Below are 13,215 nucleotides of genomic sequence, written 5' to 3' on the forward strand. Positions count from 1 at the left end.
AGAAAACACCCGAAATCAGCCTGGTAATAGCCCTATATTTCAGGATTATAGCGATATCATTACTAATAATTAGAAATTGCTAATAAAAGGTTATTTTCTACTAGTTTAATTTTATTTTTGCAGGGAATAATCCAGCAATTACATCCAACCTCGCAGCTTTTTATGCACCTGCGCCAAGTACCACATATAGTCATCAAGTTTATATTTATCAGCAGCCTTAACTATATATTCTTGAGCTAAAGGTAAATTATTTTCCGCCTCGTAATATAGTCCCAAATAAAGATGACTGTAAAACTTACCCTTATTACCTTCTGTTTGTCCAATGTTGAATACATTATCTGGCGTACAATGTCCGGCAAACAAATCATAGACAGAACGCATAATTAGTCTGGGGTCATTTTTCACCGTTAATAAGTTATTTCTTGCCTCTGTTACCCCGACTAAACGCGCCATGCACAGATATCGCCAAACAGTTTCTTCCACGTCTTGGGAATTGACTGTTAAATCTATTTCAAACTGTTGAGCGCCTTCAGCAAATCTATCTGCATAATAATAAGATAACCCTCGTTGCCAAAGGTATGGCTTAATTCGATTATCTAGTTTTTCTGCTGTGTCAAAATCATCAATTGATTCCTCAATTTTCGCTAACTGAAATTGCACCATACCCCGACGGATATAAGCATTAGGATTGTTAGGTTGTTTACTAATAACTTCGTTCCATTGCTGGAGTTGATTTTCTAAAGAATTGGCAAATAACATGATTTATATACGGTAATTTTAACTATCAACAACTGCAAGTGTAATAATTTATGTTTAATTCTACTTTCAGGTAATCCTGCTGAGTTGAGTGGGATAGTAAATTATTCACGCACAGATACAGAGAGGGGGGGAAAGACAGCTTGTTATGTCATACTGGGTTCTTGGTGTTCAATTTATATTGATCTATGTCTGGTTTGAAAGAATATCCTGGGGAACAACACATAATTATTCGCCACAGTCAACGCTTAATTAAAAGTTTTCAGCATTGGACAGGAAATTTATTACTAGATGTGCATGGGTCACCTGATGAAACAGCGTTGGCATTATTTGAAGCACCATTTGTCTTAGTTTCTCATGGTACGGAACCAGACCCGATTTTTAACTACGGTAATCGCAAAGCTTTAGAACTATGGGAACTGTCTTGGGATGAATTTACGAAAATGCCTTCGCGCAAGAGTGCTGAGGAGATGGTACAACAAGAACGCGATCGCCTGTTAGCAGAAGCAGCAACTCAAGGTTTTAGTTACTACTCTGGTGTACGCATTACCAGCACTGGCAAACGCTTTTATATGCAAGACGGTATCATCTGGAATCTGCTGGATGAACAACACCAGTATTGTGGTCAAGCAGCTGTTTCCTATAATTGTCAATTTATTACATAACCATGATTTGATTGCTAACGGTTAACTACCAACAGTGAAGAAGACGCGATGAATCGCGTCTCTACAGATGGTTTATTTGTCTCATTCTTTTTTCCGATTGGTATTAGATGGGCGATATTTTAAATCTTGATACCGTTTAACTCATATTCATCCACTGGCTAGAAGAAACTACTAGCAAAATTTACTACTCTGAGTCTAGAGACTGAAAAATCAGGAAAAACGCCAGTGGTTCCCATTAGAGATAATAATCCTGTAACAATTACGCCTTATGTGACTTATGGGCTAATTGCTGCCAATGTCCTCGCTTTTTTGTATGAAGCTAGCCTTCCTCCCCAAGCATTAGATGGGTTTTTGCATTTGGCTGCTGTTGTTCCGCGAGAACTGAGTTTAAGTTTTGCTGGTGTTTCTGTGCATCAACCAGTACCAGAGTGGGCAACTTTGATTACTTCCCAATTTCTGCACGGTGGCTTTCTGCACCTAGCTGGGAATATGTTGTTCCTATGGATTTTTGGTAACAATGTAGAAGAAAAACTTGGTCATGCCAGATATTTGCTGTTTTATCTGGCTTGTGGCGTTTTAGCGTCTTTAACCCAATGGTACTTCTCTCAAGATTCTAGCATTCCTTCTTTGGGTGCTAGTGGGGCGATCGCTGGTGTGATGGGTGCATACATCCTGCGTTTTCCCAATGCCGAAATTCTCGGTGTAGTCCCTTTAGGTTTCTTCTTCCCAACTTTCCGTGTTCCTGCATACTTCTTTTTAGGTTTTTGGTTCCTGCAACAATCTTTTTACGGACTTGCTGGTTTACAAACGCGCACTAACATCGGGATGGAAAGTGGTGGTATTGCCTACTGGGCCCATGCTGGTGGCTTTATTTTCGGCGCACTCCTGGGGCCCTTGTTGGGTTTATTCAGCGATAAAGCCAAGGAAGAATCTTGGTATAGTTAAATCCCCAATCCCCAATTAATTCAAGGCCAATGTGCGGTCGGAAAATCTGACTCATCTATGGATATGATTGTGTTCATTGATGAGTCATTTTGCTGTCCGAAGTTTTTATCTGGGGTATTGGCTAATTTATTAAGTGCTGCTAAAACTGCTGATGCAGACTGATAACGCTGTTTAAAATCTTCCCGCACCATTTTGCTCAAAATTTGTGCAAAGCCCTGGCTAACGAGTGCCTTATCTCTCCATTTTATTTCTTCATTCTCATCTCTGGGAAGATCGTGGGGGGCGATACCTGTTAAGGCTTTAATACCAATCATGCCGACTGCATAGATATCGCTATTGTATTGAGGACGGCCGAAACATTGTTCACTGGGTGCATAACCTTTAGTACCAATACCAATAGTAAAGGGGAGTGGCTCTTGATTGTTTGCTTGGGGTAAGGAAATTTCTTTGACTGCACCAAAGTCAATTAAGACTAATTTGTGGTCTGAGTGTCTGCGAATAATATTGCTGGGTTTAATATCTCGATGAATTACACCATTTTCATGAACGAATACTAATATTTCCAGTATTTCCCTAATAATTGCCACCGTCTCTGCTTCACTAATACTTTTACCTGATGGCAATTCCTGGTTGAGAGGATGACCAATAATATATTCTTGAACTAAATAAAATTCTGCTTCTTGTTCAAAATAAGCCAAAAGTTGGGGTATTTGCTGATATGAACCCAATTTTTCTAAACTTTGTGCTTCTAGATTAAACAAGCGCCTAGCTAGTTGCAATCCTTTTGCCTGGGTGTTGACTGGTTTCAGTTGCTTAACTACACATTGGGGATTACCTGGACGCTGGGTATCTTCAGCAATATATGTTTCACTAAATCCACCGTAACCAAGTACCTTGAGAATTTTGTAACGTCCACTGAGGATTTTTCCCGATACGGCTACATTTCTTTGTTGTAATAAGTCTTGTAGTTCTTGTTGTTGGCTAATAATTTCCTGAACAACAGGAGAAGTTTTATATTTCTGAAAAATATCGACTATTTGGCGAGTCCGGATTTTTTCTTTAGCTACTTCTGTTCCGAGATAAGATATGCCACAAAAGGCGATCGCCAACATTGGTATAGCTGTAGGAAATAGTAACTGTGCATAAACAAAGCTGATATAGCTAATACTACCCCAACCACTGGCGACAGCCAAACTTAAAATAAATCGCTGAAGTCCGCTTTTGCTTCTGGTAATGATGAAAGATGTACCACCAACTAATACCAACACAAACAAAGCTTGCAGAGATTGACTTGGAATCCCTTGGGCGATCGCTTTACCTTCCATCAATGTGGCGATCGCATTGGCGTGAATTTCTACTCCTGACATCTTTTCAGAAGATAACCAAGCGCTACTAACCGCTACAGCGTGATAATCATTTGCTAACTGGGCAGTTGCACCAATAATCACGATTTTGTTTTGAAATACTTGCCCTTGCTGTAAATAAGTATTCCAGTTTTGCGGGTCGAGGACGTGCCAAAAGGGAATCGTGGCAAATGTACCAGCCGGTCCCCAAAAATAAATGCGTTCTCCTGGTGAACGAGGATACTTTACCTTTGCTGTTGCCAACACTGCTTGGTCAAAGGATGGAATTTTATCCGTGAGGGCATCAACTTCGCCTAATATCTTTGTCAATTCACTACCTAAGCGATGTATTTTGCCATCCACCTCTACAGGAAAATTTACTGTACCTATTGATGCCTCATCGTTACGAAACTTTTCATAGGGCAACCTCAATTGAGTAAAGAATCCCTGGTGGGACTGAGAAGTTTCGTATTGTGCCGCTAATGTCACCTTGCCGCTATATTTCTGTAATACTGCTTGCAGTTGGCGATCGTCCTCATTTCCGTAGCTTCCAGGTAGATCAAAAACCACATCCAACGCAACAGATTTAGCTCCAGCCTGCATCAATTTTTCCACTACCTGAGCATAGGCAACACGCTTAAAAGGAAACTTACTCAGTGGTTCTAGGTAGGCATATTTCTGTGGATATGTTCTATAGTATTGTTCGGGTACTGATATTGACTGATCGTCAATTGCTAAGATCACTATGTCCTCTGGCGGGATAAGTGGTCCTCTGATTTGAAAAAATGCAGATATTGCTTGATTTTCCAGCAACTGCACTAAACTTAAGCCAGAAGTTGTCAACAAAGCTGCACCCATTGTTAAAGCAACAGTGAGTATGTTTCCTAAACGTACCAGACGCTGAGACTGGCGTGCTGCTGCTGTTAAAGTGGCTTTGGTTGTTTTATTTGACGCTATATTGGCAGTAGACCCATTTTTTTTGTTGACTTTTTCTGTAGGTTCTTCTGCCATATCGTGTTAATAATTGGTTTAAGTACAATTTTTTTATTTATTTAGTTTCATTTATACTACAACCACATTGAAATCAGAACTTAAATGATAATCTTATACATTTGTAATATAAATTTTATTCTGCGCCAAACTTGTGTTAAACAATCTCCACTCAGTCAAGATGATAGGGACTAGAGATTAAAGGTTAAACACTAGAAAACACAGATTTTTCTCCTTTAGTTGTGTGTAAAGTCTGAATAATAGGGAATAAGTGAAAGGACATAGGGTGGAGATCAAAGATTTTTTCATGCTGAGTCAGAGGATTTTTCCGGAAATGGCTGACTGGAAAAAATACTGTTAACCTAGCCTCTGTTGAGTAAACAATATTAGACCCTAGCTTCTCACCCCTAATTCTTGGCCTCTTACCTGCTACGTATACCGCTTATACAGAATTGGTATTTTTCACTCAGCTTTATTGTTAATTGCACAATCGATATATGGTACTTCCCCAATCTCCTATCTTCAGACCTATGCCTTACCTCTTTAGAAGTAAACTTGATAGATGGATAGCAAACAATCCTGTTACTGTGCCGATTTTATTGGTAGATTTTGATTACAGGGTGTTTCTCATAGTGTTGGGAGTTAAAATGTTCAACAACCAGCAGATGAATTCCTATATTGTTCCTAATTTTAGACATTGAAAGAGGTAAGATAAAATCTATACATGAAAAGTTTCGCTAGAGCTATTAGTCAATTTATCAAATGAGAATTGCTATAATCTATTGTCCATTCTAAATTCTTTACTATATATTAGGTGTATTTTTCTATGGGTTCCCCAATGAATCGTCTGTCTATTTTTGTAGACGGAAACAATATGTTCTATGCTCAACAAAAAAATGGGTGGTTTTTTGATCCAAGACGGGTTTTAGAATACTTCAAAAACGAGCAATCAGAAACAACATTAATTAACGCATTTTGGTACACTGGGTTAAAAGACCCCCAAGATCAACGAGGTTTTCGAGATGCTCTCATTAGTTTAGGGTATACAGTTAGGACTAAAATACTCAAAGAATATTATGATGATTCGTCCGGTCGTTACTCACAAAAAGCTAATTTAGACATTGAAATTGTCGTTGATATGTTTAATACGGTAGACCAGTACGACCGAGTAGTTCTATTTAGTGGTGATGGTGATTTTGAAAGAGCAATTGAATTATTACGTTCAAAAAATACACACATCACAGTAGTATCGACAGAAGGAATGATAGCTAGGGAATTACGTAATGCTACGGATAGATATATAGACTTAAATGATATTAGAGACCGTATAGAAAAAGCAGAAGGTTAATATCCTTAGCAATTATTTACAAAATTAAAACTACAAAAACTTAGGTTCTAGATATTTTAAGCAAAACGTACAACTAAACAAATAGCCAAAATGACTACTAAACCAGAGAGAATTATCATTTTTGATACAACACTCCGTGACGGGGAACAGTGTCCTGGTGCAACACTGAATATAGATGAAAAGCTGGCGATCGCCAAACAGTTAGCCCGCTTAGGTGTAGATATCATAGAGGCAGGTTTCGCTTTTGCTAGCCCTGGGGATTTTGAAGCAGTCCATAAAATTGCCCAAACTGTAGGGACGGAAAATGGCCCGGTAATTTGCAGTTTGGCAAGAGCTAGGCATGATGATATCAAAGCGGCAGCCGAAGCTATTAAACCAGCAGCTAAAGGCAGGATTCACACCTTTATTGCTACCTCAGATATTCACCTCCAGTACAAGCTGAAAAAAACCAGACCAGAAGTGATTGCGATCGCCGAAGAAATGGTAGCTTATGCCAAAAGTTTCACCGATGATGTGGAATTTTCCCCGGAAGATGCTGGACGTTCAGACCCAGAATTTTTGTATCAGGTTTTAGAGCGAGCGATCGCCGCCGGTGCAACAACAATTAACATTCCGGATACCGTTGGTTACACCACACCAAGCGAATTTGGGGCAATAATTAAGGGCATTAAAGAAAATGTCCCCAACATCGACCAAGCAATTATTTCTGTTCACGGACACAATGATTTAGGCTTGGCAGTTGCCAACTTCTTAGAAGCAGTTAAAAATGGTGCAAGACAACTAGAATGCACCATCAATGGTATTGGTGAAAGAGCAGGAAACGCCGCCTTAGAAGAATTGGTAATGGCGATGCACGTCCGCAGACAATACTTTAATCCCTTCTTAGGTAGACACCCAGATTCGGAAGAACCACTCACCAATATTGACACCAAGCAAATATATAAAACCTCACGCTTGGTTTCTAATTTAACAGGAATGTTAGTACAACCCAATAAGGCGATCGTTGGGGCTAACGCCTTCGCCCATGAATCAGGAATTCACCAAGATGGAGTTTTGAAAAACAAACTCACCTACGAAATCATGGATGCCCAATTGATTGGCTTAACAGACAATCAAATAGTTTTAGGCAAACATTCTGGGCGTAATGCTTTCCGTACCCGCTTGAAAGAATTAGGCTTTGAACTATCAGAAACTGAGTTAAATAAAGCCTTCGTCAAATTCAAAGAAGTCGCCGATAAAAAGAAAGAAATTTCTGATTGGGACTTGGAAGCAATTGTTAATGACGAAATCCAGCAAGCCCCTGATTTATTCCGCGTAGAGTTGGTACAAGTTTCCTGCGGTAGCAATGCACGTCCAACAGCAACAGTTACCCTCCGCACCCCAGACGGCGAAGAACTCACCGACGCAGCCATTGGTACAGGGCCAGTAGACGCGGTATATAAAGCAATTAACCGCGTGGTCAACGTCCCCAACCAATTAATTGAGTTCTCCGTGCAGTCAGTAACAGCCGGGATTGATGCCATTGGGGAAGTGACAATTCGTTTGCGGTATGAATCACGAGTATTTTCCGGTCATGCGGCCAACACCGATATCATCGTCGCCTCTGCACAAGCCTACGTTAACGCCCTAAATCGTTTATACGCATCCTTGCAGACTCAAGATAAGCAAACAGAAGTAACAGCATAAAACTTAAAATAAACCCAACTCACTACAAGTTGGGTTTATTTATTTCTCCTAATTATTTACTTCAACGAATGAAGTTCTATAAATATCATGCTCTTGGTAACGATTATTTAGTTATCAATCCTCAGGATTTAAAATTTAGCCTAACGCCTGAAAAAATTAAAATAATTTGCCATCGAAATTTTGGTATTGGATCTGATGGTATTTTGTTGGGGCCTTTAGCATCAACAAAAGCACAATTCGCCTTACGCATTTTCAACCCCGACGGAAGTGAGGCAGAAAAAAGCGGTAATGGACTGCGGATTTTCTCCCGTTATTTATGGGATATGGGACTAGTTGATGAAAATCCATTCTCAATTGAAACTGTAGGTGGACTAGTGGAATCTGCGATCAAAGATGCAGGTAAAACAGTCCAAGTAGAGATGGGGAAAGTCAGCTTTTGGAGTCGTGATATTCCAGTTGTTGGCGATGACAGAGAAGTAATTCAAGAAAAAATATTTCTTGATGAAGGCATTTTTACATTTTGTGCAGCCACAATAGGTAATCCACACTGTGTAATTCTTTTAGATGACATCAATGCCGATGTTGCCAGAAATTTTGGCCCAATATTTGAAGTTTTTCCTCTTTTCCCCAATCGCACTAATGTGCAGTTTATGAAGGTTTTAGATAGAAGCACTATTCAAATTGAAATTTGGGAAAGAGGAGCAGGTTACACTTTAGCTTCAGGTAGTAGTAGTAGCGCGGCGGCGGCTACTGCACATAAACTTGGTTTGTGTGACTCTGAAATTATTGTCCAAATGCCTGGGGGAGACATTTTAATTCAAATTAAAGATGACTTTCATATCTCTATGACTGGTTTTGTCACAAAAGTTGCCCAAGGAGAATTGTCAACAGAAATATTTGCCATAGAAACTGTCAGTAATATCTGAGAAAATTACTGAACCAATATCTAGATAGTAGAGTGTAAATTCAAAAATATTGCATCTACTACCTTCATGAATCCTCACAAAATAAAGGCTTGGGAAGAAGTTCGGACTACTTTTAAAGAGATTTGGGGTTACGAAGATTTCCGTCCGCCACAAGGGGAAATTGTTGGCAGTTTATTATCCCGAAAAGATGCACTAATTATTATGCCTACCGGGGGCGGTAAATCAATTTGTTTTCAATTACCTGCACTATTACAAACAGGTTTAACTTTGGTAGTTTCCCCGTTGGTGGCGTTGATGGAGAATCAAGTGCAAGAACTACTCCAACGCCAACAAAAAGCAGCACTATTGCATAGTGAGTTGTCCACATTTCAACGCCGCATAACTCTACAAGCATTAGAAAAACAACAACTAAGATTACTATATTTATCTCCTGAAACTTTATTAAGTCCACCAGTTTGGGAAAGATTATGTCAGCCACAACTGCAAATAAATGGCTTAATTTTAGATGAAGCCCATTGTTTAGTGCAGTGGGGTGAAACATTTCGCCCGGCTTACCGCAGACTAGGGGCTGTTAGACCTGCATTGCTCAAACATAAACCACCAGGAACTAAAATCAGTATTGCTGCGTTTACGGCTACGGCTGACCCCTCTGCACAACAAACTATTCAAACAGTTTTACAATTACAGCAACCAGATATTTTTCGCCTCAATCCTTACCGTCCTAATTTGCATCCTACTGTCCGCATTGCTTGGACACCAAAGGGTAGGAAACAGCATTTAATCAAATTTATTCAAAATCGACCCCAACAAGCAGGATTAATTTACGTCCGCACCAGAAGAGATAGTGAAGACTTAGCTGTATGGCTGTCACAAATGGGTTACGCCACAGCTAGTTATCATGCTGGATTAGGCGCAACAGAACGCCGGGAAGTAGAAGCCAAGTGGTTAGGGGGAAAAATTCCCTTTGTGGTCTGTACCTGCGCTTTTGGAATGGGGATTAATAAGCCAGATGTGCGCTGGGTAGTCCATTTTCACTCACCACACCTATTGTCTGAATATGTGCAAGAAATTGGTCGTGGGGGAAGGGATGGTAAACCAGCCGAGGCGCTGACATTGGTGAGTGAACCTACAGGGTGGCTAGATGCAGAGGATAAACAAAGACAGGAGTTTTTTCAAGAGAAAATGCGATCGCAACAACAAAAAGCCCAGCAATTAATCAAAAAACTACCACAGCAAGGCGAAATTAACTCTGTAACTAAACAATTTCCTGATAGTGCTGTAGCCCTAGCCTTACTCCACAGCAGTGGTCAATTAAACTGGCTAGATCCTTTCAATTACAAAATAGAACACAAGGCCAAAAGTCAGCCATCAAAACAATTGCAGGCTACTAAACAAATGACTCAATATTTAAATACTAAACAATGTCGCTGGCAATTTTTATTAAATGCTTTTGGGTTTGATAAAGAAGCAAATAACTGGCGTTGTGGACATTGCGATAATTGCCGAAATTAACTCATCCAGTAAGCTCATTCTTTTTGCCCTTAAATTTATCCCATAATGCGCGATGAGATGAATAACCAAATTCATCATTACGGGTTTCATATTGTTGAATCCAATTTTGAAGAAACTCAAAAGTTTTAGTTTGTTCTTCAGATGATTTGAACTTATGAGGTTCCCAAGGTCGATTGCTGTTGTTTTGTAAGCATTTATCGATGCCAGGGTTGAGAAAATAGATTTCAGTAGCAAATTCTAGAGCAATTTCTATGAGGCTACTATAGCAGCCTTCAATTATCCAGGTATGATTATTTTGGATAAATTCTAGTAAATCTTTTGCTGCATCTGCATGTGAACGGCGTACAGCAATTTGATTTGGTTCCCATGCAATAGTATCGAGGTCGAGAATTGGAATACAAAGATTTTGTCCCAGCTTCTGTGCTAAAGTGCTTTTTCCCGAACCGGAATTGCCAAATATCAAAATGCGATTCATTATACACACAAAATAAATGATGTAGAGACTTTGAGTGCAACCTCTCTAAAGTACAGAATAAAGTGCATCTTCATCAAGAAACAGTATAAGTTCTAATTATATTTTTAGAGGAGTTAAAAGTTGGAATTTAGATTAATTCCTAACTCTTAACTCTTGATTATGATTTTTTAAAACTGACGCAAAAACCGTAAATCACTAGCATATAAACGACGGATATCGTCGATTTGGTGTAACACCATTGCAAAGCGTTCGACACCAAAACCAGCCGCAAAGCCAGTATAAATTTCTGGGTCATAGCCTACAGATTTCATGACATTGGGATCGACCATACCGCAACCCATGACTTCCAGCCAGCGCCCATTCCACTGCAAATCTACCTCAGCCGAGGGTTCGGTAAACGGGAAGTAACTAGCACGGAAACGAATTGGTAAATCACCAAACATAGCTTGCAAAAACACTTTAATAGTGCCTTTGAGGTCGGTAAAAGTTAGCCCCTCATCAATGGCTAACAACTCAATTTGATGGAAAACTGCCGAGTGGGTGGCATCTACATTATCTCGCCGATAAACTCGTCCAGGAGCCACAATATGAATTGGTGGTTCCTCTTTTTCCATATAACGAATTTGCACCGATGAGGTGTGAGTACGCAGGAGATTACCGTCTGGGAGATAGAAAGTATCCTGCATATCACGGGCGGGGTGGTCTGGTGGAGTGTTGAGAGCTTCAAAATTGTAGTAATCTGTCTCCATCTCCAATCCTTGCGCCACCGTGTAGCCCAAGCCCACAAAAACATCTAGCGCCCGGTCGATGATGCCATTTAGGGGGTGAATACGTCCTTGCGGCTTGTAAATACCAGGCATAGTGACATCAAGGGTTTCCGCGTCAAGCTGTGCCTGAATTTGGGCAGATTCTAAAGATTCCCGTTGCTTATCTAAACTAGCCTGTAGGGCTTCCTTAACCGTATTGGCGATCGCTCCAATTTTCGGTCGTTCCTCTGCACTCATCTGCCCCATGCTTCGCAACAAAGCCCCCAATTGCCCTTTTTTGCCCAGATAACTAACTCTGAGTTCCTCCAGACGTTCGAGGGTATCGGCGGCGGCGATCGCCTGTTCTCCTTCCTGCCGCAATGCTAAAAGTTGAGCTTCTAAGTTGCTAGTCATTAGTCATTAGTTATTAGTCAGTGGTCAGTAGTCAGTGGTCAGTAGCAAAAAATAAACAACTGACAAAGGACAATTAACATTAGCAATGTGGGATTAATGAGTCAACGCCACACGATCAAACCATACTTCTGTCTACCAGTTTAAAGGCGATCAGGCATAGGTGCTGAAAGTCAAAAGACAAAAATAGCTATTGACAACTGACAACTAACCACTGACAACTAAACTATGAAATTACTGATTAGCAATGATGACGGCATTTCCGCCTTAGGTATTCGTACCTTGGCTAACGCCTTAGCCGAGGTTGGCCATGATGTAACTGTAGTTTGTCCAGATAGGGAGCGATCGGCTACTGGTCATGGACTGACTTTACATCAACCGATTCGCGCCGAAATTGTCGAGTCAATTTTTCACCCCGCGATTAAAGCTTGGGCTTGTGATGGTACTCCCTCGGATTGCGTAAAACTGGCACTTTGGGCTTTATTAGATTCTCCACCCGATTTAGTCCTCTCTGGAATTAATCAAGGTGCTAATTTAGGCACAGAAATTTTGTATTCTGGTACGGTTTCTGCGGCGATGGAGGGAATGATCGAAGGTATTCCCAGCATCGCTTTTAGCCTAACTAGCCACATTTCCCGAAATTTTCAGCCTGCGGCAAAGTTTGCCACCATTCTAGTAGAGCAACTCGCTGCCAAACCCATACCAGATTTGATGTTACTCAATGTTAATATCCCCCCTGTGGAATGGGAAGAAATCGCCGGCGTTAAACTCACCCGTCAAGGGGTACGGCGCTACGTCGATGTTTTCGACAAGCGCACCGATCCTCGTGGCAAAACCTACTACTGGTTAACTGGGGAAGTTTTAGAGGAAGTGGAACCCCCAGAAGGTTTAAATTTGCCCCAAAATGTACCCATTGATGTTCATGCAGTCAAAGATAACTACATCAGCATCACCCCACTGCAATACAACCTCACCTATGCCACCGCATTAGATAAATTATCTAATTGGAATTTTCCTATGTCTTAAATAGGGGTGTAGGGGTGTAAGGGTTAGTGAAATGATTATCCCCTAGTTAGTCTGAGAGTCATAACTCACTGCTTAGTAAAAAACATACACTTGTGAGAATCCCCAGTCCCCAATCCCCAGTCCCCAATCCCCAATCCCCAGTCCCCAATCCCCAGTGCAACACAACAAAATTTAGGCTATAAAGTTATGAGCATTCTTGCTATTAGTGATACATAAATACTGGGAATCATGAGGTAAACGCCTTGTATTACCTCACCTGGTTGACAATATCTACCGAAAACAAAGTATGCTGTTTTACCAATAACTCTATTCTCTATCTCCTACGGTAAAACAGTATAAATTTCACAAAACAAGTAACACACTTGTGAGTAAATAGACCGCTCAGT

General features: G+C 40.5%; 11 protein-coding genes. 7 read left to right on the forward strand and 4 right to left on the reverse strand.

The features are described from left to right. Positions 1 to 138: 138 nt before the first annotated feature. Positions 139 to 759, reverse strand: a complete 621-nt coding sequence (locus GSQ19_RS15845) for a tetratricopeptide repeat protein (RefSeq protein WP_011318895.1) — start codon at positions 757 to 759, stop codon at positions 139 to 141. 185 nt (positions 760 to 944) lie between these two features. Here GSQ19_RS15845 and GSQ19_RS15850 point away from each other — a divergent pair, with 185 nt between their 5' ends. Both GSQ19_RS15850 and GSQ19_RS15855 read left to right on the forward strand, forming a co-directional pair. Then, positions 945 to 1,421 carry an MEKHLA domain-containing protein gene (locus GSQ19_RS15850; RefSeq protein WP_011318896.1) on the forward strand — a complete coding sequence of 159 codons (477 nt, stop codon included), beginning with the start codon at positions 945 to 947 and terminating at the stop codon, positions 1,419 to 1,421. A gap of 225 nt (positions 1,422 to 1,646) precedes the next feature. After that, entirely contained in the window at positions 1,647 to 2,366 is a 720-nt protein-coding gene (locus GSQ19_RS15855; RefSeq protein WP_011318897.1) for a rhomboid family intramembrane serine protease, read from the forward strand. 20 nt (positions 2,367 to 2,386) lie between these two features. On the opposite strand, the gene GSQ19_RS15860 is transcribed toward GSQ19_RS15855, so the two are convergent. Beyond that, a complete protein-coding gene (locus GSQ19_RS15860) occupies positions 2,387 to 4,720 on the reverse strand; it encodes a CHASE2 domain-containing serine/threonine-protein kinase (RefSeq protein WP_011318898.1) in 2,334 nt (777 codons plus the stop codon). A gap of 805 nt (positions 4,721 to 5,525) precedes the next feature. Between GSQ19_RS15860 and GSQ19_RS15865 the strand changes: the two genes are divergently transcribed. The 4 genes from GSQ19_RS15865 to GSQ19_RS15880 all read left to right on the forward strand — a co-directional run bounded on the left by GSQ19_RS15865 (position 5,526) and on the right by GSQ19_RS15880 (position 10,171). Continuing rightward, a complete protein-coding gene (locus GSQ19_RS15865) occupies positions 5,526 to 6,047 on the forward strand; it encodes a LabA-like NYN domain-containing protein (RefSeq protein WP_011318899.1) in 522 nt (173 codons plus the stop codon). Positions 6,048 to 6,137: 90 nt separating this feature from the next. Next, complete coding sequence (locus GSQ19_RS15870) at positions 6,138 to 7,733, forward strand: 2-isopropylmalate synthase (protein ID WP_011318900.1); 1,596 nt, start codon at positions 6,138 to 6,140, stop codon at positions 7,731 to 7,733. Positions 7,734 to 7,801: 68 nt separating this feature from the next. After that, positions 7,802 to 8,659, forward strand: coding sequence for a diaminopimelate epimerase (gene dapF, locus GSQ19_RS15875; RefSeq protein ID WP_011318901.1), 858 nt, complete (start codon positions 7,802 to 7,804; stop codon positions 8,657 to 8,659). Between the two features lie 66 nt (positions 8,660 to 8,725). Continuing rightward, positions 8,726 to 10,171 carry a RecQ family ATP-dependent DNA helicase gene (locus GSQ19_RS15880; protein WP_011318902.1) on the forward strand — a complete coding sequence of 482 codons (1,446 nt, stop codon included), beginning with the start codon at positions 8,726 to 8,728 and terminating at the stop codon, positions 10,169 to 10,171. A 1-nt stretch (position 10,172) separates the two neighbouring features. On the opposite strand, the gene GSQ19_RS15885 is transcribed toward GSQ19_RS15880, so the two are convergent. Both GSQ19_RS15885 and pheS read right to left on the reverse strand, forming a co-directional pair. Next, positions 10,173 to 10,646 (reverse strand): P-loop NTPase family protein, encoded by a 474-nt coding sequence (locus GSQ19_RS15885; protein ID WP_011318903.1) that lies wholly within the window; start codon positions 10,644 to 10,646, stop codon positions 10,173 to 10,175. Between the two features lie 167 nt (positions 10,647 to 10,813). Continuing rightward, the gene (pheS, locus tag GSQ19_RS15890) at positions 10,814 to 11,806 is read right to left on the reverse strand and encodes a phenylalanine--tRNA ligase subunit alpha (RefSeq protein WP_011318904.1); all 993 of its coding nucleotides are present in this window, start codon (positions 11,804 to 11,806) and stop codon (positions 10,814 to 10,816) included. A 225-nt stretch (positions 11,807 to 12,031) separates the two neighbouring features. Between pheS and surE the strand changes: the two genes are divergently transcribed. After that, on the forward strand, positions 12,032 to 12,829 hold the full coding sequence (gene surE / locus GSQ19_RS15895) for a 5'/3'-nucleotidase SurE (RefSeq protein WP_011318905.1): 798 nt from the start codon (positions 12,032 to 12,034) through the stop codon (positions 12,827 to 12,829). Positions 12,830 to 13,215 lie beyond the last annotated feature (386 nt).

The organism is Trichormus variabilis 0441, from assembly GCF_009856605.1.
GTDB lineage: Bacteria > Cyanobacteriota > Cyanobacteriia > Cyanobacteriales > Nostocaceae > Trichormus > Trichormus variabilis.